Annotated in this window: 20 protein-coding genes; 10 read left to right on the forward strand and 10 right to left on the reverse strand. The window is 60.9% G+C overall.

Annotated elements, in window-relative coordinates:
* Window positions 1–20: 20 nt before the first annotated feature.
* Window positions 21–1,133 carry a cytochrome P450 gene (locus ACIQY3_RS02705; protein WP_403016993.1) on the reverse strand — a complete coding sequence of 371 codons (1,113 nt, stop codon included), beginning with the start codon at window positions 1,131–1,133 and terminating at the stop codon, window positions 21–23.
* Between the two features lie 82 nt (window positions 1,134–1,215).
* Here ACIQY3_RS02705 and ACIQY3_RS02710 point away from each other — a divergent pair, with 82 nt between their 5' ends.
* Window positions 1,216–1,974: an ArsR/SmtB family transcription factor gene (locus tag ACIQY3_RS02710; RefSeq protein WP_403016995.1), complete on the forward strand. Its 759-nt coding sequence runs from the start codon at window positions 1,216–1,218 to the stop codon at window positions 1,972–1,974.
* Here the strand turns inward: ACIQY3_RS02710 and ACIQY3_RS02715 are convergent.
* A complete protein-coding gene (locus tag ACIQY3_RS02715; RefSeq protein ID WP_403016997.1) occupies window positions 1,920–2,261 on the reverse strand; it encodes a hypothetical protein in 342 nt (113 codons plus the stop codon). The genes ACIQY3_RS02710 and ACIQY3_RS02715 overlap by 55 nt on opposite strands.
* Window positions 2,262–2,419: 158 nt before the next feature.
* Here ACIQY3_RS02715 and ACIQY3_RS02720 point away from each other — a divergent pair, with 158 nt between their 5' ends.
* Together ACIQY3_RS02720 and ACIQY3_RS02725 are read left to right on the forward strand one after the other, a co-directional pair.
* A complete protein-coding gene (locus ACIQY3_RS02720; protein WP_403016999.1) occupies window positions 2,420–3,640 on the forward strand; it encodes a putative DNA modification/repair radical SAM protein in 1,221 nt (406 codons plus the stop codon).
* Window positions 3,637–4,479, forward strand: coding sequence for a TIGR03915 family putative DNA repair protein (locus ACIQY3_RS02725; protein ID WP_403017001.1), 843 nt, complete (start codon window positions 3,637–3,639; stop codon window positions 4,477–4,479). Before ACIQY3_RS02720 ends, ACIQY3_RS02725 begins: the two co-directional genes overlap by 4 nt.
* Window positions 4,480–4,679: 200 nt before the next feature.
* On the opposite strand, the gene ACIQY3_RS02730 is transcribed toward ACIQY3_RS02725, so the two are convergent.
* The 5 genes from ACIQY3_RS02730 to ACIQY3_RS02750 form a co-directional block, all read right to left on the reverse strand.
* Window positions 4,680–5,699 carry a branched-chain amino acid aminotransferase gene (locus tag ACIQY3_RS02730; RefSeq protein WP_054615175.1) on the reverse strand — a complete coding sequence of 340 codons (1,020 nt, stop codon included), beginning with the start codon at window positions 5,697–5,699 and terminating at the stop codon, window positions 4,680–4,682.
* 251 nt (window positions 5,700–5,950) lie between these two features.
* Complete coding sequence (lpdA, locus tag ACIQY3_RS02735; RefSeq protein WP_403017004.1) at window positions 5,951–7,333, reverse strand: dihydrolipoyl dehydrogenase; 1,383 nt, start codon at window positions 7,331–7,333, stop codon at window positions 5,951–5,953.
* Between the two features lie 3 nt (window positions 7,334–7,336).
* A complete protein-coding gene (locus tag ACIQY3_RS02740; RefSeq protein WP_403017007.1) occupies window positions 7,337–8,614 on the reverse strand; it encodes a dihydrolipoamide acetyltransferase family protein in 1,278 nt (425 codons plus the stop codon).
* Window positions 8,615–9,673: an alpha-ketoacid dehydrogenase subunit beta gene (locus ACIQY3_RS02745; RefSeq protein ID WP_054054417.1), complete on the reverse strand. Its 1,059-nt coding sequence runs from the start codon at window positions 9,671–9,673 to the stop codon at window positions 8,615–8,617.
* Between the two features lies 1 nt (window position 9,674).
* Window positions 9,675–10,910, reverse strand: a complete 1,236-nt coding sequence (locus ACIQY3_RS02750; protein ID WP_403017009.1) for a 3-methyl-2-oxobutanoate dehydrogenase (2-methylpropanoyl-transferring) subunit alpha — start codon at window positions 10,908–10,910, stop codon at window positions 9,675–9,677.
* A gap of 186 nt (window positions 10,911–11,096) precedes the next feature.
* Here ACIQY3_RS02750 and bkdR point away from each other — a divergent pair, with 186 nt between their 5' ends.
* Window positions 11,097–11,585, forward strand: a complete 489-nt coding sequence (gene bkdR, locus ACIQY3_RS02755) for a Bkd operon transcriptional regulator BkdR (protein ID WP_092269679.1) — start codon at window positions 11,097–11,099, stop codon at window positions 11,583–11,585.
* A gap of 105 nt (window positions 11,586–11,690) precedes the next feature.
* On the opposite strand, the gene ACIQY3_RS02760 is transcribed toward bkdR, so the two are convergent.
* Window positions 11,691–12,554, reverse strand: coding sequence for an MBL fold metallo-hydrolase (locus ACIQY3_RS02760; protein WP_403017011.1), 864 nt, complete (start codon window positions 12,552–12,554; stop codon window positions 11,691–11,693).
* A 104-nt stretch (window positions 12,555–12,658) separates the two neighbouring features.
* On the opposite strand from ACIQY3_RS02760, the gene ACIQY3_RS02765 reads away from it, so the two are divergent.
* From ACIQY3_RS02765 to nahK, 6 genes are all read left to right on the forward strand, one after another.
* Window positions 12,659–12,994, forward strand: a complete 336-nt coding sequence (locus ACIQY3_RS02765) for an ArsR/SmtB family transcription factor (RefSeq protein WP_403017013.1) — start codon at window positions 12,659–12,661, stop codon at window positions 12,992–12,994.
* 208 nt (window positions 12,995–13,202) lie between these two features.
* Window positions 13,203–14,447: an FAD/NAD(P)-binding oxidoreductase gene (locus tag ACIQY3_RS02770; protein WP_403017015.1), complete on the forward strand. Its 1,245-nt coding sequence runs from the start codon at window positions 13,203–13,205 to the stop codon at window positions 14,445–14,447.
* Between the two features lie 9 nt (window positions 14,448–14,456).
* On the forward strand, window positions 14,457–15,263 hold the full coding sequence (locus tag ACIQY3_RS02775; protein WP_403017017.1) for a sulfite exporter TauE/SafE family protein: 807 nt from the start codon (window positions 14,457–14,459) through the stop codon (window positions 15,261–15,263).
* Between the two features lie 209 nt (window positions 15,264–15,472).
* The gene (locus ACIQY3_RS02780; protein WP_403017019.1) at window positions 15,473–16,657 is read left to right on the forward strand and encodes a porin; all 1,185 of its coding nucleotides are present in this window, start codon (window positions 15,473–15,475) and stop codon (window positions 16,655–16,657) included.
* A 259-nt stretch (window positions 16,658–16,916) separates the two neighbouring features.
* Window positions 16,917–18,080, forward strand: a complete 1,164-nt coding sequence (gene nosP, locus ACIQY3_RS02785) for a nitric oxide-sensing protein NosP (protein WP_290027385.1) — start codon at window positions 16,917–16,919, stop codon at window positions 18,078–18,080.
* Window positions 18,049–20,643, forward strand: a complete 2,595-nt coding sequence (gene nahK / locus ACIQY3_RS02790; protein ID WP_403017021.1) for a hybrid sensor histidine kinase/response regulator NahK/ErcS' — start codon at window positions 18,049–18,051, stop codon at window positions 20,641–20,643. The genes nosP and nahK overlap by 32 nt, the downstream gene beginning before the upstream one ends.
* A 146-nt stretch (window positions 20,644–20,789) precedes the next feature.
* Here nahK and ACIQY3_RS02795 read toward each other — a convergent pair whose 3' ends face one another.
* Together ACIQY3_RS02795 and ACIQY3_RS02800 are read right to left on the reverse strand one after the other, a co-directional pair.
* On the reverse strand, window positions 20,790–21,455 hold the full coding sequence (locus tag ACIQY3_RS02795) for a response regulator transcription factor (RefSeq protein WP_054047333.1): 666 nt from the start codon (window positions 21,453–21,455) through the stop codon (window positions 20,790–20,792).
* Between the two features lie 57 nt (window positions 21,456–21,512).
* Window positions 21,513–22,070 (reverse strand): PQQ-dependent catabolism-associated CXXCW motif protein, encoded by a 558-nt coding sequence (locus tag ACIQY3_RS02800; RefSeq protein WP_403017023.1) that lies wholly within the window; start codon window positions 22,068–22,070, stop codon window positions 21,513–21,515.
* Window positions 22,071–22,082: the final 12 nt, after the last annotated feature.

Raw genomic sequence — 22,082 nt, forward strand, 5'->3', positions numbered from 1 at the left:
AACGCGGTCGATCAGGTGTTTTACACCTCGCTGAACAGTGGAATCCTGCCATTGAGGGAAGCGCGGTACTGCCAGGTCAAACCGTCCAACGCAGGTTTCAGCGCAAGTATCTGCGTCAACGTTGCGCTGGCGATGCTCAACGCCAAAAGCTGCCCCGGACATTGATGGCGGCCGCTACCGAAGGTAAAACTGCGACGATTCGGACGGTCGAGGATAAACGCGTCGGGGCTGTCGTTGATCTGCGGATCGCGATTGGCCGAGGCCAGCAGCACCAGGATGATGTCGCCGGGCTTCAGGCTCACGCCGTCGATTTCGCAAGGCGCTGCGACAAAGCGGCGGGTGTTTTGTACCGATGGATTGAAGCGCTGGGTTTCTGCGATCAGGTTGTCAGTGGAGGGTAAATCACGTTGCAATGACGGGTTGCGAATCAACGCCACCAGCGCATTGCCAATCAGCCCGGCCGTAGCTTCATAGGTTTGCGAGCACAACCCGATCAGGTTGGCGATCAGCATTTCATTGTCCGAAGACGCGAATCGCTGCCGAATGCCAAGCAGCAGTGGACTTTGTGCATCCGGATCCTCCAGCAACTCAATGAAATAACCGCGCAATTGTTCAGCCGCCGCGTGGGCAGCATCCAGTTGAACGGGATTGCTCAGCGGCGACAGACAAGCCACAAAGTCGGCGGTCAATTCGCTGGCGAACCGAGCCTGAGCCGGTGAAAACCCCAACAACGCCGCCACCACACAAACCGGCCCGCGAAACATTGCCTTGGACAAACCCTCGGCGTCCGGGGTGATCAACCGCGCTCTGACCAGCGACTGCACTTCATGCACATCAACCAGCGCCAGTCCCGGCTCAATGGCTGAGCGGGGACAACGTTGCCGCTCACCTTCATTCATCCGCATCAGTCGACCAAATACCTCACCGGCCAGACCTTCAGCAATCGTCTTCGGTACCGGTTCAGCCGAAGGACGCACGTGGCAATCCGGATGCGCCAACACCGCCGCGACCGCAGCGGCACTGCTGGCCACCCACAGTTTCAGCCCTTGATGAAAAACCAGCCCGCCCTCGGCGCGCAGTTGTGCGTAGTAGGGATAAGGATCGGCATGAGTCGCAGCGATGATCGGGTCCATGGGTCGCAGCCTTGTTCGTGGTGGGGAAAGTGTTGCTACTATCTCCAGTTCACAAGGGCCTTGATTCGTCCGGGAGCGAAATATGAACGTTGAACAACACGACATCGGCGTCTCTCAGGTGGCGGCTGCGATTGCGGAGCCGGCCCGGACGAAAATCCTCTGTTCGCTGATGGACGGCCACGCCCGCACCAGCACCGAGCTGGCGACGATTGCCGAGGTCAGCGCATCCACCGCCAGCGCACACCTGGCCAAACTCAAGGAGCTGGCGCTGGTGCGGCTGCACGTCCAGGGCCGTCATCGTTATTACAGCCTCGCCGACAAACGCGTGGCCCAGGCGCTGGAAGCCTTGATGGTGATCGGCCAGAACGCCGCGCCGACCTTCAATCCGCGCACGCCGGATCGCCTGCAATTCGCCCGCACTTGCTACGACCACATGGCCGGCACCCTGGCGGTGTTGCTGCATGACCGAATGATCGAAGCAGGGTGGTTGCTGGAAACCGATGAGCAGGTTTATCAGCTGAGCGACAGTGGCGAAGGGTTTTTCGAAGGGTTGGGTATCGAGGTCAAGGATTTGAGCACGATGCGCCGTCGCTTCGCTTGCCCGTGTCTGGATTGGAGCATGCGCCGGCCGCACCTGGGCGGTTCGCTGGGGGCGGCGTTGTTGCAGGTGGTGATCAAGCGCAAATGGGTGACCCAGGACCTGGACAGTCGGGCATTGGCGTTGACGGCGGCGGGGCGCAAGGAGATGGGCGCACGGTTTGAGCTGGTGTTACCGGCGGATCTTTCCTACGCACGAAAATCCCAGACGTACTCCACTACCCGCACTGCCAGAATCAGGTAGATCAAAAACAAAATCACCTGGAATGCCGTGTGATACGGCAGTCGGGACAGGCGCCGCAGACCGTCGCTGACGCTGAGCAGCATCAGCAGCGCCGACACCGTAATCAGCGCCCAGCCCGCGACGTTCGAGGTGAGCAGCCCCATGTACGGATGGTGCTCGCTGTGCAACGCATTAGTGCCCGCCGCGAACAGTAATGCGCAGACCAACAGGTTCTTGATGTTATCGAACACCTGCGTGGTGAAGTCGGTGTCCAGCAAGGCCAGATACTTTCGCCAGAGTTTGCCCATGGTTTCCTGATACCTGTCGATTGCGAGTGCTCGCGGCAAGTTTAGTGACGAATTGAAAAGGGCGCCGATTTCATCCTGTCCGATGAGAGGTGCGCTGGTGGGTTGTGTCCTGAGGGGCGACTCTATACTGTATATCTGAACAGTATCAGGCGTTGACCATGGAACTCATCGACAAGCTCAGCATTCTCGCCGACGCGGCGAAGTACGACGCCTCCTGCGCCAGCAGCGGTGCGCCCAAGCGCAGCTCCGAGGGCAAGAGCGGCCTGGGTTCCACCGATGGCATGGGCATTTGCCACAGCTACACGCCGGACGGGCGTTGCGTGTCGCTGCTGAAAATCCTGCTGACCAATTTCTGTCTCTACGACTGCCAATACTGCGTCAATCGCCGTTCCAGCGACGTACCCCGGGCGCGGTTCACGCCTGAAGAAGTGGTCACGCTGACCATGGACTTCTACCGGCGCAACTGTGTCAGCGGGTTGTTTCTCAGTTCCGGGATCATCCGTTCCGCGGACTACACCATGGAACAGTTGATCCGCGTGGCCAAATTGCTGCGTGAAGACCACGAGTTCCGGGGCTACATCCACCTCAAGACCATTCCCGAAGCCGATCCGGCATTGATCGAAGAGGCGGGGCGCTATGCCGATCGGCTCAGTGTCAATATCGAACTGCCCACGGATGCCAGCCTGCAAACCCTGGCTCCGGAAAAGCAGCTCGGCTCGATCAAGCAGGCGATGCAGACGATCTACACCGGCGAGCAAACCGTACTCAATGAGCCTCGGGCGCCGAAGTTCGCCCCGGCGGGGCAGAGCACCCAGATGATCGTCGGCGCCGATGACACGGACGACAGCACCATTTTGCATAGCGCCCAGGCGTTGTATGGCAACTATCGCCTGCGCCGGGTCTATTACTCGGCGTTCAGCCCGATCCCCAACAGTCCGAAAAGCGTGCCGCTCGCCGCGCCACCGCTGATGCGCGAACACCGCTTGTACCAGGCCGATTTTCTATTGCGCAGCTACGGATTCACCGCTGGCGAATTGTTCAAGGGGCCGGGGCATCTGGCATTGGACATGGACCCGAAGCTGGCCTGGGCTCTGGAGAATCGCGAGGTGTTTCCTCTGGACCTCAACCGCGCCGCGGCCTCATTGATCGCGCGCATTCCCGGGATTGGCCTGCGCACCACCGAGCGACTGGTGGAACTGCGCCAGCAGCGGCGCATTCGCTACGAAGACCTGGCGCGCATGCGCTGCGTGCTTGCCAAGGCCAAGCCGTTCTTCATCACCAGCGATTACCACCCGCAGCAGGCGGAAGTCACCAGCCACTTGCTGTATCAGCAACTGCGCGATCGGCCGCAGCCGCAGCAAATGGGGTTGTGGGGATGATCAATCTGGATTGCGACGACCTGTTCGAGACCTGGCGCCAGCAGGCGCGGTGGTTGCTCAGTCATGAGGTTGATCCGAGTCTGGTGAGTTGGGCTTCGGAGGGGGTTGCGGATCTGTTTGCCAGCGATGATGCGCCTCCCGATGGCAATGGTCCGTTCCAGGCGCGAATCCCGTTGGCGTTGCTGGGCATCCTTGAAAGCGCCGCACGTTATCGCGGCGACCAGCGCTGGAGCCTGCTGTATGAAGTGTTGTGGCGGGTCAGTCATGGCGACCGCACGGCGATGCTGGCCGGCGATAAGCTCGGTAGCGAACTGCAACGGCGGATCAAGCAAGTGCAGCGCGAAGCCCATCATTTGCATGCGTTCGTGCGTTTCGTGGAGCGACCTCTAGCCACCGAAGGCCCGCAATATGTCGCGTGGCATGAACCGGCCCACGACATCCTGCACAGTGCCAGCGAGCATTTCGTCCGCCGTATGGGTCGCCACCGCTGGTTGATCGCCACGCCTCGCGACGGGGTTTACTACGACGGGGAACAATTGATTCACCAACGCCAATGCCCGGTTGAATGGCAACGGCTGGCGCAAAACGTCGACGACCCCCACGGTGATATGTGGCTGACCTACTACAGCCATATCTTCAACCCGGCGCGGTTAAACCCGAAGGTGATGCAAGGGCATCTGCCGGCGCGATTCTGGAAAAACCTGCCGGAAGGTGCGTTGATTCCGGGGTTGATCACTCAGGCGCGTACCGGTAAGCAGCAGGATGGGCAGGCCAGTGGGATCAAGGGAAGGGGCGGTAAGCGGATTGCGCTGGGAGACAACAGACATGGTTCTGCGTGAACACAGAATATGTGTTCGACCGGGATTAGTGTGGGAGCGGGCTTGCTCGCGAAGGCGGCATATCAGTCACATCTATGTTGGATGTACCGGCCTCTTCGCGAGCAAGCCCGCTCCCACAGGGGATCTCTATTGCCTTCAGGTCTCATGAAAAAGCCCCCCATTGCCAGGCAATGGAGGGCTTTTGTGCAACTGGCGTCAGGTCAAACCTTGACGATCCAGCCCGCTGGCGCTTCGATGTCGCCGGTCTGTACACCGGTCAGCTCTTTGTAGAGCTTCTGGGTGACCGGGCCGACTTCGGTTTCGCTGTGGAACACGTGCAGGTGATCGTTGTAGCTGATGCCACCGATCGGGGTGATCACGGCAGCGGTACCGCAGGCGCCGGCTTCCTTGAAGTCCGACAGCTTGTCGATCAACACGTCGCCTTCGACCACTTCCAGGCCCAGACGCGATTTTGCCAGCTCGATCAACGACAGACGGGTGATGCCCGGCAGTACCGACGGCGAGTTCGGGGTGACGAACTTGTTGTCGTGGGTGATCCCGAAGAAGTTGGCCGAACCGACTTCTTCGATTTTGGTGTGGGTCATCGGGTCCAGATAGATGCAGTCGGCAAAATGCGCCTTCTTGGCCTGGGAGCCAGGCATCAGGCTGGCGGCGTAGTTGCCACCGACCTTGGCCGCGCCGGTGCCTTGTGGGGCCGCGCGGTCGTAGCTGGAGATCAGGAAGTTGTGCGGGGTCAGGCCGCCCTTGAAGTAGGCACCGACCGGAATGCAGAAAATCGAGAAGATGAACTCGGGGGCGGTACGCACGCCGATGTTGTCACCCACGCCGATCACGAACGGACGCAGGTACAGCGCGCCGCCGGTGCCGTAAGGCGGGATGAAACGCTCGTTGGCGCGAACCACGGCTTTGCAGGCTTCGATGAACTGCTCGGTTTCCACGAACGGCATCAGCAGGCGTGCGCAGCTGCGCTGCATGCGCAGGGCGTTCTGGTCCGGGCGGAACAGGTTGATCGAGCCGTCTTTGCAACGATAGGCCTTCATGCCTTCGAAGCACTGCTGGCCATAGTGAAGGGCAGTCGAGCCTTCGCTGATGTGCAGCACGTTATCTTCGGTCAGGGTGCCTGCGTCCCACTCGCCATTGCGCCAGTACGACAGATAGCGTTTGTCGGTCTTGATGTAGTCAAAACCCAGCTTGTCCCAATTGATGCTTTCGTTACCCATGACACCCTCTATCACTTAACAACCGCCGAAACGGTTCAAGGCTTCTGACGTTTTTTGGATGGGGACAACAATACTTCATTCCGGGGTGGTTTCGCAGCCCGGACTATCGGGTGATTGGCAGATAAATGATGTCGCCCTTGAGAATTCGCGAGCAAGCCCGCTCCCACAGTGGATTTGTGTACGACACAGATCAAATGTGGGAGCGAGCCTGCTCGCGAAGAGGCCATCACCTACACCATCATTTCCCGGAATTACAGATGCAGCGCATGCCCCAAAGCACGCAACGCCGCTTCCTGCACCGCTTCGCCCAGCGTCGGATGCGCATGGATGGTGCCGGCGATGTCTTCCAGACGGGCGCCCATTTCCAGGCTCTGGCCGAATGCAGTCGACAATTCCGACACGCCGACACCCACCGCTTGCCAGCCCACAATCAGGTGATTGTCCCGACGAGCGACCACCCGCACGAAGCCGGTTTTCGATTCCAGGGTCATCGCCCGGCCATTGGCCGCGAACGGGAAGCTGGAAACGATGCAGTCCAGGCCGGCAGCCTTGGCTTCGTCCGGAGTCTTGCCGACCACCACCAGTTCCGGGTCGGTAAAGCACACGGCGGCGATGGCGGTGGGATTGAACTCGCGGGTTTTGCCGCTGATCAGCTCCGCGACCATCTCGCCCTGGGCCATGGCCCGGTGCGCGAGCATCGGTTCGCCGCTCAGGTCGCCGATGGCGTACACGTTGCGCATGCTGGTCTGGCAGCGGTTGTCGATCTTGATCGCCGAACCGTTCATCGCCAGATTCAGCGCTTCGAGGTTCCAGCCCTGAGTGTTCGGCTTGCGACCGACAGCCACCAGTACCTGATCGGTTTCCAGGTTAATGGTGTCGCCATTCGGTTCAAGCACTTGCAGCGTATTGCTAGCGGAATCAAAGCCTTGAACGCTGTGCTTCAAGTAAAGCTTCACGCCAAGTTGTTTCAGTGCTTCGTGCACCGGATGCGTCAATTCGGCGTCATAAGCTGGCAGGATCCGATCCTGAGCCTCGACCACACTGACCTCGGCGCCGAGCTTGCGATAGGCAATCCCCAGCTCCAGGCCGATGTAACCGCCACCGACCACGATCAGCCGTTTAGGCACGGACTTCGGCGCCAGGGCTTCGGTGGACGAAATGATCGGCCCACCAATCGGCAGCATCGGCAGGTTCACGCTTTTCGACCCGGTGGCCAGCACCAGGTGTTCGCACTGAATCCGCGTGTCGCCGACTTCAACGGTCTTGCCGTCGATCACCTTGGCCCAGCCTTGAATGACCTGAACCTTGTGTTTCTTCAGCAGCGCCGAAACGCCGGTGGTCAGGCGATCAACGATGCCGTCCTTCCACTCGACGCTTTTGGTGATGTCGAGGGTCGGCGCCGAAACGCTGATGCCCAGGGCTGAATGTTGGCTGTGGTGCTGTGTCTGGTGAAACTGCTCGGCAACGTGAATCAGTGCCTTCGATGGAATGCAGCCGATGTTCAGGCAGGTGCCGCCCAACGATTCGCCTTCCACCAGAATGGTCGAAATACCCAACTGACCGGCACGAATCGCCGTCACATAACCGCCAGGACCGCCACCGATGATCAGCAGCGTGGTGTTCAAAGTTTGCATCTCTTACTCCACAAACAAGGTGGCGGGTTGTTCGAGCAGGCCACGGATGGCCTGGATGAATTGCGCCGCGTCCATGCCATCGACCACCCGGTGATCGAAGGAGCTGGAGAGGTTCATCATCTTGCGAATCACGATCTGGCCTTTGACCACCATCGGACGTTCGACGATTTTGTTCACGCCAACGATCGCCACTTCCGGCAGGTTCAACACCGGCGTGCTGACAATGCCGCCCAACGCGCCGAGGCTGGTAAGGGTGATGGTCGAGCCGGACAGTTCATCGCGGCTGGCCTTGCCATTGCGTGCAGCGGTGGCCAAACGCGAGATTTCCTGGGCGCTGTCCCACAAGCTGCGGGCTTCGGCGTGACGCACCACCGGCACCATCAAGCCAATATCGCTTTGGGTGGCGACGCCAACATGCACCGCGCCGAGGCGGGTGATGACCTGGGCTTCGTCGTCGTAACGGGCGTTGATCTGCGGGAAGTCGCGTAAGGCAACCACCAGCGCACGAACCAGGAACGGCAGCAAAGTCAGCTTGCCGCGAGTCGCGCCGTGTTTTTCGTTCAGGTGGGCGCGCAGTTCTTCCACGGCGGTGACGTCGATTTCCTCGACATAACTGAAGTGGGCGGCGCGCTGGGTCGCGTCCTGCATGCGCTGGGCGATCTTGCGGCGCATGCCGATCACCGGGATTTGCTGTTCGTCGGTGCGCTGGGCGTAAGCCGCCACCGGCGTCGAAGCATTCGACTGACCTGCGGCCAGATAAGCGTCGAGGTCTTCGTGCAGCACGCGACCGGCCGGGCCGGTGCCACGCACCAGGCGCAACTGAATGCCGAGGTCCAGCGCATGCTTGCGCACGGCCGGGGAGGCCAGCGGACGTTCATCGGCTTCACGGGCAACCATCGGGCCTTGGCACACGGCAGCACGCGGCGCTGCGGCAGCGGCGGGTTTGCTTTCAGCGACGGCTTCAACTTTCGCAGGCGCCGCAACCGGTGCTTCTTTCACCGCCGCAACAGGCTGCGAGGACTCTTTAACGTTGCCCGCGCCTTCGACTTCAATGCTGATCAGAATGCTGCCAACCGCCATGACTTCGCCCGGCTGACCGCCCAGCGCAATCACCTTGCCGTGCACCGGGGAAGGGATGTCGACCATCGCCTTGTCGGTCATCACATCGGCCAGCACCTGATCTTCGACGACCATGTCGCCAACCTTGACGTGCCACACCGACAATTCAACTTCTGCAATGCCTTCGCCAATGTCCGGCATTTTAATAACGTGCGTGCCCATTCAGACCTCCATAACCCGTTTCAACGCCGCGCCCACTCGGGACGGCCCTGGGAAATACGCCCACTCTTGCGCGTGCGGGTAGGGGGTGTCCCAACCGGTGACGCGTTCGATTGGCGCTTCCAGGTAGTGGAAGCAATGCTCTTGCACCAGCGCGACCAGTTCGGCGCCGAAACCGCAGGTGCGGGTGGCTTCGTGAACGATCACGCAGCGGCCGGTTTTCTTTACGGATTTGACGATGGTTTCCAGGTCCAGCGGCCACAGGCTGCGCAGGTCGATGACTTCCGCGTCGACACCGCTTTCTTCAGCGGCAACTTGCGATACGTAAACCGTGGTGCCGTAGGTCAGGATCGTCACTTCCTTGCCCGGACGGGCAATGGCGGCGACGTCCAGCGGCACGGTGTAGTAGCCGTCCGGCACTTGTGCGGCAGGGTGTTTCGACCACGGGGTTACCGGGCGGTCGTGGTGACCATCGAACGGGCCGTTGTACAGGCGTTTCGGTTCGAGGAAGATCACCGGGTCATCGTTTTCGATGGAGGCGATCAGCAAGCCCTTGGCGTCGTACGGGTTGGATGGCATGACCGTGCGCAAGCCGCAGACCTGAGTAAACATGGCCTCGATACTTTGGCTGTGGGTCTGGCCGCCGTAGATGCCGCCGCCGCAAGGCATGCGCAGGGTCATCGGCGCGGTGAACTCGCCGGCCGAGCGATAACGCAGGCGGGCCGCTTCGGAAATGATCTGGTCGGAGGCCGGGTACACGTAGTCGGCGAACTGAATCTCCGCCACCGGGCGCAGGCCATAGGCGCCCATGCCCACGGCAACGCCGACGATCCCGCTTTCGGAGATCGGCGCATCGAAGACGCGGGAGGTGCCGTACTTGCTTTGCAAGCCTTCGGTGCAACGGAACACGCCGCCGAAGTAACCCACGTCCTGGCCGAATACGACGACGTTGTCGTCGCGCTCAAGCATCACGTCCATGGCCGAGCGCAGGGCCTGGATCATGGTCATGGTGGTCGTGGTCATGGCGGTTTCCAATTCAATGCTGGTGTTGTGGTCGTTCATGTCAGATCCCCAACTCTTGACGCTGGCGCTTCAAGTGCTCCGGCATCTCTTTGTAGACGTCTTCGAACATGGTCGCGGCGCTTGGCGTCTGGCCACCGGCGAGGGTGCCGTACTGCTCGGCTTCTTTCTGCGCGGCGATCACTTCGGCTTCCAGTTCGGCGCTGACGGCGGTGTGTTCCTCTTCGGACCACTGGCCGATCTTGATCAGGTGCTGCTTGAGGCGCGCGATCGGATCGCCCAACGGGAAGTGGCTCCAGTCGTCGGCGGGACGGTATTTCGAAGGATCATCAGAGGTGGAGTGCGGGCCGGCGCGGTAGGTGACCCACTCGATCATGGTCGGACCGAGGTTGCGGCGCGCCCGTTCGGCGGCCCAGGCAGAGGCGGCGTAGACCGCGACGAAATCGTTGCCATCGACCCGCAGGGAGGCAATCCCGCAGCCAACGCCACGACCGGCAAAGGTAGTGGCTTCGCCACCGGCAATCGCCTGGAAGGTGGAAATCGCCCACTGGTTGTTGACCACGTTGAGGATCACCGGCGCCCGGTAAACGTGGGCGAAGGTGAGGGCGGTGTGGAAGTCGGATTCAGCGGTGGCGCCGTCGCCGATCCAGGCCGAGGCGATTTTGGTGTCGCCCTTGATCGCCGATGCCATGCCCCAGCCCACACCCTGTACGAATTGGGTGGCGAGGTTGCCGGAAATGGTGAAGAAGCCGTGATCGCGTACCGAGTACATGATTGGCAACTGACGTCCCTTGAGCGGATCGCGCTCGTTGGACAGCAGTTGGCAGATCAGGTCCACCAGTGGCACTTCCCGGGCCATCAGGATGCTTTGCTGACGGTAGGTGGGGAAGCACATGTCGTCGATGTTCAAGGCCAGGGCCTGGGCGCTGCCGATGGCTTCTTCGCCAAGGCTCTGCATGTAGAACGACATTTTTTTCTGACGCTGGGCGACCACCATGCGGTTGTCGAAAATCCGCGTCTTGAGCATGGCGCGCATGCCTTTACGCAGGATCTCCGACGGCACGCCTTCGGCCCATGGACCCAGTGCGTTGCCCTGGTCATCGAGCACGCGAATCAGGCCCTTGGCCAGATCAGCCGTGTCGGCCGGCTCAACGTCGATTGGGGGTTTGCGCACCGTGCCGGCGTCGGTCAGACGCAGGTAGGAAAAGTCGGTTTTGCAGCCGGGACGGCCCGAGGGTTCGGGAACGTGCAGGCGCAGCGGTTCGTACGCTTGGTTCATGGCTTCTACGCTCGATCTTGTGAATTTCTTGTAGTGAGCTGACCGTCATTCCATGGGTGATGGAAATCTTGTCCTACAAACATCATAGGCCCGGCGCAGGAGAATATTTATCTGTGTTTCGTTGCGTTGGCGGTCATTTGAGGATAAAAAATCTGCATAAACAAAAATAACAGGTGGTTTTGTCTCATGCGCAAACTGGACCGTACCGATATCGGCATTCTCAACAGCCTTCAGGAGAACGCCCGCATCACCAACGCCGACCTTGCCCGCTCGGTCAACCTGTCGCCGACCCCGTGCTTTAACCGGGTCAAGGCGATGGAGGAACTGGGGCTGATTCGCGAGCAAGTGACCCTGCTGGACGCCGACCTGCTGGGGCTGCATGTGAATGTGTTCATCCATGTCAGCCTGGAGAAGCAAGTGGAAGAGGCGCTGGCGCATTTCGAAGAGGCGATTTCGGATCGCCCGGAAGTGATGGAGTGCTACTTGATGGCGGGGGATCCGGATTATCTGATCCGGGTGCTGGTGCCGACGATTCAGTCGTTGGAGCGGTTTATGATGGATTTTCTGACCAAGGTGCCTGGCGTTGCCAACATTCGATCGAGTTTTGCGCTGAAGCAAGTGCGCTACAAAACCGCGCTGCCGTTGCCGGCGAATGGGTTGACCCTCGGCAGCTAAGCAAGATCCCTTGTGGGAGCGGGCTTGCTCGCGAAGGGGCCGTGTCAGGCAACCTCAATGTCGACTGACACGGCCCCTTCGCGAGCAAGCCCGCTCCCACAAGGGTCAGAGTTTATTCAGGGGGATTTTCAGGTAGGTCACGCCGTTGTCCTCCGCCGGCGGCATATTCCCCGCCCGCACATTCACCTGAATCGCCGGCAGCAACAGATTCGGCATGCCCAACCCGGCATCACGCTGGGTGCGCATCTGCACAAACGCCGCTTCATCAACACCGTCATGCACATGAATGTTGCTCTGGCGCTGCTCACCCACCGTAGTCTGGCATTGCGGCTCGCGCCCCTCAGGCGGGTAGTCGTGGCACACGTAAAGCCGCACGCCAGCGGGGAAGGCCAGCAACTTCTGGATCGACGCAAACAATTGGTTCGCATTGCCCCCCGGGAAATCGCAACGCGCCGTGCCGACATCCGGCATGAACAGCGTGTCGCCCACCAGAATCACATCGCCATCGATCAGATACGCCATGTCCGCCGGGGTATGGCCAGGCACATGCAGGGCGGTGGCCTTGAGGTTGCCGATCATGAACGACTCGTTCGGCGCGAACAGGTGATCGAACTGCGAGCCGTCCACACAAAATTCCGGCTCCAGATTGAACAGGGTCTTGAACACGCCCTGGACCTTGCTGATCGACTGCCCAATCGCAATCTTCCCGCCCAGTTCCCGGCGCAAATACGGCGCGGCGGACAGGTGATCGGCGTGGGCGTGGGTTTCCAGCAGCCATTGCACCTGCAACTGATGGGCGCGAACGAAAGCAATCACGCGGTCGGCCTGGACAGTGGTGGTGCGCCCGGCGGCGGGGTCGTAATCGAGCACCGGGTCGACGATCGCGCAGTGTCCGCCGTCTTGCTCGTAGATGACGTAGCTGTAGGTCGACGAGGCGGGGTCGAGGAAGGCTTCAATCAGCGCGGGCATGGGACACGGACCTGTGAAAAGGGTGGGAAGACAGTAACCGGTTGCAACACTTTATGTTTACACATAATGTCTGCAGCTTAAGTGACGTCGAAGGCATCCTGCAAATGCAATCCAGTCTGACCGAAGGTGAAGTCGCCCAACTAAGGGCATCGGCCTCCAAAGCTTGCGCGCTGCTCAAGGCTTTGGCTAATGAGGATCGCTTGCTGATTCTCTGCCAGTTGACCCAGGGTGAACGCAATGTCGGCGAACTGGAAACCATGACCGGCGTGCGCCAGCCCACACTGTCCCAACAGCTGGGCATCCTGCGCGATGAAGGCCTGGTCGCGACCCGCCGCGAGGGCAAATACATTTTCTATGGCCTGGCCAGCCACGAAGTGATTCAAGTGATGAAAACCCTGTCCGGCCTGTATTGCGGAGCGGTACTGAAAAGCTGGGCATGACGATGCCCGTTGTAGCAGCTGCCGAGGAACGAGGCTGCGTTCGGCTGCGAAGCAGTCGTAAAATCAGGCGGCGCGATGTTTCAGGTAAACCGCGTGCTCAGGTTTGACGACTGCTTCGCAGCCGAACGCAGCCTCGTTCCTCGGCAGCTGCTACACAGAGCGTGCCTGACCTGGCTAAATGCGTGCAGCAGTAAAAAGGGAACAACCTATGAACGATCAACACTGGGGCCCAACCATCAGTGCAGACATCGTGGTGATAGGCGGCGGGACTGCCGGGATTGGTGTTGTCGCCAGCCTGCTCAAGCGCGATCCGTTGTTGAACATCACCGTGATCGAACCCAACGCCCAACATTACTATCAGCCGGCCTGGACGCTGGTCGGCGGTGGCGCCTATGCGGTGCAAGACACCGTGCGTTCGATGGCCAGCGTCATGCCGCGTCAAGCGACGTGGTTGCAGGCCTCTGTCACTGACATCGCCGCCGACAACAAGTACCTGACCCTCAATGACGGCCGCACCGTAGGCTATCAAAACCTCATCGTCTGCCCCGGCCTGCGCCTGGCCTGGGAGAAGATCGAAGGCTTGCAGGAGACCCTCGGCCAGCACGGCGTGACTTCCAACTACAGCTATCAACACGCAGCCTACACTTGGGAACTGGTCAAGAATCTGCGTGGCGGCAAGGCGATCTTCACCCAGCCACCGATCCCGATCAAATGCGCCGGGGCGCCGCAAAAAGCTCTGTACCTGTCCTGCGATCACTGGTTGAAAAACGGCGTGCTGAACAGCATCGACGTCGAATTCAACCTCGCCGGCGCTGCACTGTTCGGCGTGCCGACCTTCGTGCCGCCGCTGATGAAGTACATCGAAAAATACAACGCCCGACTGGCCTTCACCTCCAACCTGATCAAGGTCGATGGCCCGGCGAAAACCGCGTGGTTCGAGGTCAAGGATGCTGACGGCACGGTGACGGTTGAAGAAAAAACCTTCGACTTGCTGCACGTCGTGCCCCCTCAGGTTTCTCCGGATTTCATCCGCCAAAGCCCCTTGGCCGACGCCGCCGGTTGGTGCGAAGTCAACATGTACACGCTGCAGCACGTGCGTTATCCCGAGGTCTTCGGCCTGGGCGATATCTGCTCCACCAGCAACGCAAAAACCGCTGCCGCCGTGCGCAAGCAAATCGTGGTGGTCGCGGAAAACCTGCTGGCCCTGCGCAAGGAATTGGCGCTGCCGCTCAAGTACGACGGCTACGGTTCCTGCCCGCTGACGGTGGAGAAGGGCAAAGTGATCCTCGCCGAGTTCGGCTATGCCGGTAAGTTGCTGCCGACCTTTCCCCTCGACCCGACCGTGCCCCGGCGTTCCGCGTGGTGGCTCAAGGCGACGCTGCTGCCGTGGTTCTACTGGAACGGCATGCTCAAGGGCCGCGAGTGGCTGACGGCGTTGTCCAAGGTCGATTGAGAGAACCCTATGTTGCTGGCAAGTTTTTTTGGTGTGCTGATGGGCCTGGTCCTCGGTCTGACCGGGGCCGGAGGCGGGATTCTGGCGGTGCCGGCGTTGGTGCTCGGGCTTGGCTGGAGCATGACCCAAGCGGCGCCGGTCGCGTTGTTTGCAGTGGGCAGCGCGGCAGCGGTCGGGGCCATCGACGGCTTGCGCCATGGCCTGGTGCGTTATCGCGCGGCGTTGTTGATCGCCTTGCTCGGCGCGGTGTTTTCCCCGGTAGGCATCTACTTCGCCCATCAGTTGCCGGAAAAAATTCTGATGACCCTGTTCAGCCTGCTGATGGTCATGGTGGCCTGGCGCATGTTGCGCCGGGAACGTCAGGACGAAGGCCCGAGCGACCACGGCCACGCCAACTGGGGCCAGAAGAACTGCATGCTCGATCAACAGACCGGGCGCTTTTCCTGGACCGCCAAATGCACCGCGACCCTGGCGGCCCTCGGCGCGGTGACCGGCGTGGTTTCGGGGTTGCTCGGTGTGGGCGGGGGTTTCCTGATCGTCCCGGCGTTCAAGCAACTGACCGATGTGCAGATGCGCGGGATCGTTGCCACGTCGTTGATGGTGATCAGTTTGATTTCGGCCATCGGCGTGATCGGTGCGTTCCATGCCGGCGTCAGAATTGACGGTTTGGGCGTGGCGTTTATCGCCGCCAGCGTCGTCGGCATGATCATTGGCCGCCAGTTGTGTGCCCGGGTTCCGGCCCGCGCCCTGCAAGTCGGCTTCGCCAGCGTCTGCATCGTGGTCGCCGCTTACATGCTGTTTAGAGCGGGCGTCTAAGCGGGACCGGTTCCTCCGCACGCCAGTACCGCTCGCAGGCGTACACCCAAAGTTCCGGGCCTTGCCACGGCCCGGTCTTACGCCGGATTTGCCGCGCATCCCCGGCCCTTCCAAAGCACTTCAAAACCGCCGCCAAGGCAGCGTATGACGCCGCCGGTCAGCTTTCGATAATCGCCTCCGACAACTTGTCCCCTGTTGCGGAGCGCGTCATGCACAACAATAAGAACTTCACGCATCGAATCTTGCCTGCCGTCATCGCCGGCCTGTCGTCCCTTGGCCTGAGCTCATTGGCTGAAGCCGAGATCATGCTGTACGACAAGGACCAGACCACGTTTTCCACCGACGGCTACATCAACGCCTTCTATGTGAACAGCAAGGTCGACCGCGCCGGCGATCAGTTCGACCGTCGGCAGGCGCGGGTCAAGATGGGCTTCCTGCCCAACTACCTGGGCTTCAACATGGGCAAGCAGATCGATGACTTAAAGCTCGGCGCCCGGGCTTCGTTCTGGGTCACCATCAACGACAGCGAAACCAACGGCACCGACACCGCCATCGACGTGCGGCAGTTCTACGGCACCGTGGCCAATCCGGAGTGGGGCGAAGTGCTGATCGGCAAAGACTTCGGCCTGTTTGCCCGTTCCAACATCCTGCTCGATGAACTGCTCGCCGGTTACGGCCAGGTCAGCGACAGCCTGGGGCTGGTGGACGGTGGCGGGGTGTCGTTCGGCAATATCGGCAGCGGTTATCCGTACCCGTTTCCCACGTCGCAAATCACTTACAGAACGCCGGTGATGGACGGCTTGCGCGTGGCGGTGGGGATCATGGACCCGGTAGACACCAACGACAGCAGCCCGCTGGGCAAGGCCTACCAGGAAAACCCGCGCACCGAGAGCGAGATCACCTACCAGTTCGATGTCGCCGGGGCGAAGATCTACAGCTGGGTCAACGGCAGCTACCAGACCTCCGACAACACCGACTCCACGGTCAAATCCGTCACCTCCAAAGGCCTCGGCTACGGCGTGCAGGCAAAAATGGGCGGGCTATCGTTGACCGGTTCCGGCTTCCAGGCCAAGGGCATCAACCCGTTCTTCACCAACAACGCCGGCGAAGCCACGCTGCGCAACGTCGACAGCACCGGTTACCTGATGCAGGGCTCCTACAAACTGGGCAAGAACCGTTTGGCGCTGTCCTACGGCAAGACCGATGACGATGGCAACGGCGTGGTGGGTAGCGGCGCGGACTACAAGACTCGCGGGATTGCGCTGTTCCATGACGTGAATGACAACCTGAAACTGGTGGCCGAGTACAACCAGTTCAGCATCGACGGGCACGATACCAGTGCACAGAACGAAGACACCGATACGTTTGCGGTAGGGGCGGTGTTGACCTGGTAACGATGCAACTTGCGTCACACAAAACCCCCTGTGGGAGCGGGCTTGCTCGCGAAGGCGTCGTGTCAGTCAGCATTTATGTCAACTGACCCACCGCATTCGCGAGCAAGCCCGCTCCCACAGGGATGTGTGGTGTTTGGGGGAACCTGCTCCAACGCTCTCATCCCATCGAATCCCAAGACCGCTACCCAAGTAGCATACGTCCCGGCCCGCAGGCTTCGTACACTCGCACCTCATACATGCGCACCTGCGGGAGGCGACGATGCAGCAGGTCCAGAGTGAAGGGGTGGTCAGTGCCATGTCCCAGGCCACCGACGCGCAGCAGGCGGCGCAGGAGTTGGCGCGACAGCTGTTGCATCCGCACCTAGGTTTCGTGCTGTTTTTCTGTTCCGCGGAGTACGACTTGCAGGCGCTGGGCCAGGCCTTGCAGCAAAGCTTCGGCGGAATACGCCTGGTGGGTTGCACCAGTGCCGGGGAAATCACCCCGCAGGGTTACGGCCGCAATTGCGTGACGGCGGTGGGTTTCGATCATCGGCACTTTTCCATCGCCATCGAACTGATCGACGAAATGGAACGCTTCAGCCTGATCGATGCCCAGCAAATGGTCGAACGACTGGTGAGCGGTTGCCGCAGCAACACCTTGGCGCCGATCAAGGGCAACAGTTTCGCCCTGACCCTGCTCGATGGCCTGTCCAGCCGTGAGGAAATGGTCCTCGCCGCGTTAAGTGCAGCCTTGGGCGACATCCCGCATTTCGGCGGTTCCGCCGGCGACGATAACTACCTGACCCACACCCACGTGTACTTCGGCGGCGAGTTCCACAGCGGCGCGGCGGTGGTGGTACTGGTCAACACCTGGCTCGATTTCGAAGTGTTCACCACTCACCACATCCTGCCCCGGGCGGAGAAACTGGTGGTCACCGGGGCCGACAGCGCGTCGCGGCGGGTTTTCGAACTCAACGCCGAACCCGCCGCCGAGGAATACGCCCGGCACATCGGTGTACCGGTGGCCGAGCTCGATCACCGGATCTTCGCCGCGCACCCGTTGGCGGTGCGGATCAACGACCAGTACTACGTGCGCGCCATCCAGCAAGTGCACCCGGACCTGAGCCTGAGTTTCTACTGCGCCGTGGAAAACGGCATCGTCCTCACCGCCATGACCCCCGGCCCGATGCTGCCGAACCTGCAAGCGCTGTTCGAAGGCCTGGAGGAACGCCTCGGCGACTTGTTGCTGACCATCGGCTGCGACTGTTTTCTGCGGCGTCTGGAACTGGAAGATCGCGGCAGCCTGGAGCCGATCGGGGCGTTTTTGCGTGAGCATCGGGTGATGGGTTTCAACACCTACGGAGAACAGTTCAATGGCATGCACATCAACCAGACTTTCACCGGGGTCGCCATTGCCCGAGGTCGTTCCCCTGGACACCGTTGAGCTTCAAGCGCAGCTCGCCAGCCTGCAGCGCGACAATCAGAAACTGCAGCGCATCAATGGCGCGCTGATCGAACGCATCGAATCCGGCATTACGCGCGGTAACGATCCGTATGCGGCGTTCCAGCATTCGGTGGTGCTGGCCGAGCAGGTCCGCGAACGCACCGACGCGTTGAACCAGGCCATGGCCGAACTCAAGGCCGGCAATCACTTGCTCAGCGACGCACGCCTGCGGGCGGAAACGGCGCACCAACATTTGATCGATGCCATCGAGAGCATTTCCGATGCCTTCGTGCTGTTCGATGAGGACCAGCGCATCGTGCTGTTCAACAGCCGCTTCAAGGCGTTCTGGGGCAACAGTCGGGTGCGGATCATCGCCGGCATGCACCTGGCCGAGGTCAAGCGGCTGATGACAGCGACTGGGTTGTTCACCGAAGAACCCCGCGGCCATGCCGATCAGAACCTGCTGTATCGCCTGCAGAATGGCCGCTGGCTGCAAGTCAGCGAACGACCGACCCAGGAAGGCGGGCGGGTGATCCTGTTCACCGACATCACCGACGTCAAACTCAGCGAAACCGTGCGCCGCGAGCAAGCGGTGGCGCAGAAATCCCATTTGCTGCAACGGGCGGTGGACAACCTGTCCCAGGACGTAGCGATGGTCAACGCCGACGGCATCCTGGAACTGTGGAACCGGCGCTTTCTGGAGCTCAGCGGCCTCGCGCCAGTGGCGGCTCATCGACCGTTCGCCGAAGTGATCGCCGACAGCGAACTGAACCTGCTGACCCCGGCCAGCCGCGACAGCAACGGGCGGCCGGTGCAGGAATGCGAACAGCGCCTCTACGATGGACGGGTCCTGGAAATCCGCACCCATCCACTGCCCACCGGCGGCTTCGTCAACACCTTTACCGACATCACCGAACGCTACCAACACGCCGAAGCGCTCAGCGAAAGCGAACGCTGGATTCGCCTGATCACCGACCACGTGCCGGCGCTGATCGCCTACCTGAACGCCGATCTGGTCTACGAATTCACCAATAAAGTCTACGAAGAATGGTACTGCTGGCCCCGGGGCGTGATGCTCGGGCAGAGCCTGCGCGAGGTGCACAGCGAGCAGCATTACCAGCGGCTGGAAGCCTACGTCGCCCGGGCCTTGGCCGGTGAGAGCGTGACTTTCGAGTTCGCCGAAACCAACATCAATAATCAGGAGCGCTACATGCTGCGCTCCTACGTGCCCAATCGCCTGGCCACCGGGGAAGTGGTGGGGATTTTCGTGTTGATCCGCGACATCACCGAACGCCGCCGCACCGCCGAAGCGCTGCACCAGGCCTATCAAAACCTTGAGCTGCGGGTGCGCGAACGCACCACGGAGCTGACCACCCTCAACGATCAACTGCTGCGCGAAATCGATGAGCGTCGTCGCGCCGAATCACGCTTACACGAAGCCAAGCTTGAAGCCGAGCAGGCCAATCTGTCGAAGACCAAGTTTCTCGCCGCCGTCAGCCACGACCTGCTGCAACCACTCAACGCCGCGCGGCTGTTTACCAGTGCTTTGCTGGAACGTCGGGAGCCGGTGGCCAACGCGATTTTGGTGCGCAACGTCAGCAATTCCCTGGAAGACGTGGAAAACCTGCTGGGCACCCTGGTGGACATTTCCAAACTCGATGCCGGGGTGATCAAGGCTGATATCGCGCCATTTGCCCTCAGCGAGTTGCTGGAAAATCTCGCTGCCGAATACACCCAAGTGGCCCGCAGCGAAGGGCTGGAACTGCATTTCATCCCGTGTTCGGCGCTGGTGCGCAGCGACATTCAGTTGCTGGCGCGGATCCTGCGCAATCTGCTGAGCAACGCGATTCGTTACACCTACAGCGGTCGCGTGGTGCTCGGTTGCCGACGCCATCATCAGCGCTTGTCGATTGAAGTCTGGGACAGCGGCATGGGCATTGCCGAAAACCGGCTGGAGGAGATTTTCCAGGAGTTCAAGCGTGGCGATGTGCAGCGCCCGGATCAGGATCGCGGCTTGGGCCTGGGCTTGGCGATTGTCGAGAAAATCGCCGGGATCCTCGGGCACCGGATTCACGTGCGCTCGTGGCCGGGCAAGGGTTCGATGTTTTCCGTCGAAGTGCCTCTCAGCGCCACCGCACCAAAGGCGTTGCCGAGTTTGCTGATGAGCGAGCCGATGCTTGAACGTCTGCGCGGTGCGCGGGTGTGGGTGCTGGACAACGACGCGGCGATTTGCGCGGGGATGCGCACGTTGCTGGAAGGTTGGGGCTGTCTGGTAGTGACGGCGTTGTCGGAGCAGGATTTGGCGCGGCAAGTGGACAACTATCACGAAGAGGCCGACTTGCTGATCGCCGACTATCACCTGGACGATGATCAGAACGGCGTCGATGCCGTGGCCCGGATCAATGCCCGGCGTGGGTCAGTCATCCCGGCGATGATGATCACCGCCAATTACAGCAATGAGCTGAAGTTGCAGATTCGCGAGTTGGGGCACACCTTGATGCATAAACCGGTGCGGCCGATGAAGCTCAAGACGGCGATGAGTCATCTGCTCGGTAGACCTTGAGACTTCTGATGCCTGTGCCGGCCTCTTCGCGAGCAAGCCCGCTCCCACATTGGATCTGCGTTGTACACAAACTCTGTGTTTACTGAAGATCAAATGTGGGAGCGGGCTTGCTCGCGAAGGGCTCGACGCGGTCTTCCAGACAAACTTCAACGCCGCAGATAAGACCCGAAATCTATGTCCCCGGCACTCAAGATCGCCTGCACCCGGTTGTGCACATTGAGTTTGCGCAAGATCGCCGACACATGCGCCTTGACCGTGGTTTCGGCGATTTCCAGGGTGTAGGCGATCTGTTTGTTCGACTCGCCCTTGGTCATGCGTTCCAGCACCAACAACTGCTTGCGGGTCAGGGCCTGGAGCAGTTCCGGCGGGAAGCTCGGGTTGTCGTTCATACGGCGATGGGTGCCGGGTTTTTGCGTGCGGATGATGTCCGGCGGCAGGTACACATTGCCGTTGAGGATCTGCTGGATCGCCTCGGTCATTTGCAGGCGTGGCGAGGATTTGGTGATGAAACCCACCGCCCCATAGGTGATGGCTTGCAGCACGATCTGTTTGTCCTGTTCGGCGGAGACGATCACCACCGGAATCGTCGGCGCCTCGTTGCGCAGGTTGATCAGGCCGTTGAGGCCGTGCATGCCGGGCATGTTCAGGTCCAGCAGGATCAAGTCCAGGTCATCGTGTTCCTGGGTCAGCAGCAGGGCGCTGTCCAGGTCGGCGGTTTCCATCACGTCGCTGCCGGGGAAACCGTCGCTGATGACGTTATGAATGGCTTCGCGAAACAGCGGGTGATCATCGGCAATCAGAATTTTGTACATAGCCTTTCACCTCATTATTGTGATTTTGGGTGGGGCAACAACACGCAAGTATCCAGGTCAGGGGAAGGGCTCGGGCTGGGCCGGCGCAACGGGCAGGTTCGCCGCTTGCCAGGCATCCAGGCCATCGCGATACCAATACACTGACTTATAGCCCATGGCGGTGGCGCGTTTTACCGCGTTCCAGCTCAACCAGCAATCGGAGCGGCAGTAGAAGACCAGCGGTTGCTGGCGGTCGCCGTCGGTGAGTGTGTCCAGATTACGCGCAAAGTACGCCTGCCAGTCGGGCGTCAGATCACCGTCGCCGGTATTGGCCAGCCAATGGCTGCCGGGCAGGTTTTCGTGGGGCTGGTCTTCGATGAACCGTCCTTGCAGCCACTGGCGGCGGTAGACGTCGATCAGCACCGGGCGCGGGGTCTGGTTGAGCAGGGTTTGCAGGGCGGGGGTGTCGAGGATGGTCGCGCCTTGCAGCTGATTGGGCGTCGGGCTGCGGTACAGGCCGATGCGGTAGCCGTCAGCGGAAAACAGCGGGGTTTCGGCCTGCGCGGTGCTCAGCAACAGGCTGAGCGACAGGGCAGCGAGGCAAGGGCGTAGCAGACGACGTCGGGCACGCGGCATGGGGTTCAATCC

The sequence above is a fragment of the Pseudomonas sp. NPDC096950 genome, assembly GCF_044762525.1.
Classification (GTDB): domain Bacteria; phylum Pseudomonadota; class Gammaproteobacteria; order Pseudomonadales; family Pseudomonadaceae; genus Aquipseudomonas.

Coding starts and splice junctions, on each gene's coding strand:
- ACIQY3_RS02705 (WP_403016993.1), bottom strand. CDS start 1,133: ATGGACCCGATCATCGCTGCGACTCATGCCGATCCTTATCCCTACTAC.
- ACIQY3_RS02710 (WP_403016995.1), top strand. CDS start 1,216: ATGAACGTTGAACAACACGACATCGGCGTCTCTCAGGTGGCGGCTGCG.
- ACIQY3_RS02715 (WP_403016997.1), bottom strand. CDS start 2,261: ATGGGCAAACTCTGGCGAAAGTATCTGGCCTTGCTGGACACCGACTTC.
- ACIQY3_RS02720 (WP_403016999.1), top strand. CDS start 2,420: ATGGAACTCATCGACAAGCTCAGCATTCTCGCCGACGCGGCGAAGTAC.
- ACIQY3_RS02725 (WP_403017001.1), top strand. CDS start 3,637: ATGATCAATCTGGATTGCGACGACCTGTTCGAGACCTGGCGCCAGCAG.
- ACIQY3_RS02730 (WP_054615175.1), bottom strand. CDS start 5,699: ATGGGTAACGAAAGCATCAATTGGGACAAGCTGGGTTTTGACTACATC.
- lpdA (WP_403017004.1), bottom strand. CDS start 7,333: ATGCAAACTTTGAACACCACGCTGCTGATCATCGGTGGCGGTCCTGGC.
- ACIQY3_RS02740 (WP_403017007.1), bottom strand. CDS start 8,614: ATGGGCACGCACGTTATTAAAATGCCGGACATTGGCGAAGGCATTGCA.
- ACIQY3_RS02745 (WP_054054417.1), bottom strand. CDS start 9,673: ATGAACGACCACAACACCAGCATTGAATTGGAAACCGCCATGACCACG.
- ACIQY3_RS02750 (WP_403017009.1), bottom strand. CDS start 10,910: ATGAACCAAGCGTACGAACCGCTGCGCCTGCACGTTCCCGAACCCTCG.
- bkdR (WP_092269679.1), top strand. CDS start 11,097: ATGCGCAAACTGGACCGTACCGATATCGGCATTCTCAACAGCCTTCAG.
- ACIQY3_RS02760 (WP_403017011.1), bottom strand. CDS start 12,554: ATGCCCGCGCTGATTGAAGCCTTCCTCGACCCCGCCTCGTCGACCTAC.
- ACIQY3_RS02765 (WP_403017013.1), top strand. CDS start 12,659: ATGCAATCCAGTCTGACCGAAGGTGAAGTCGCCCAACTAAGGGCATCG.
- ACIQY3_RS02770 (WP_403017015.1), top strand. CDS start 13,203: ATGAACGATCAACACTGGGGCCCAACCATCAGTGCAGACATCGTGGTG.
- ACIQY3_RS02775 (WP_403017017.1), top strand. CDS start 14,457: ATGTTGCTGGCAAGTTTTTTTGGTGTGCTGATGGGCCTGGTCCTCGGT.
- ACIQY3_RS02780 (WP_403017019.1), top strand. CDS start 15,473: ATGCACAACAATAAGAACTTCACGCATCGAATCTTGCCTGCCGTCATC.
- nosP (WP_290027385.1), top strand. CDS start 16,917: ATGCAGCAGGTCCAGAGTGAAGGGGTGGTCAGTGCCATGTCCCAGGCC.
- ACIQY3_RS02795 (WP_054047333.1), bottom strand. CDS start 21,455: ATGTACAAAATTCTGATTGCCGATGATCACCCGCTGTTTCGCGAAGCC.
- ACIQY3_RS02800 (WP_403017023.1), bottom strand. CDS start 22,070: ATGCCGCGTGCCCGACGTCGTCTGCTACGCCCTTGCCTCGCTGCCCTG.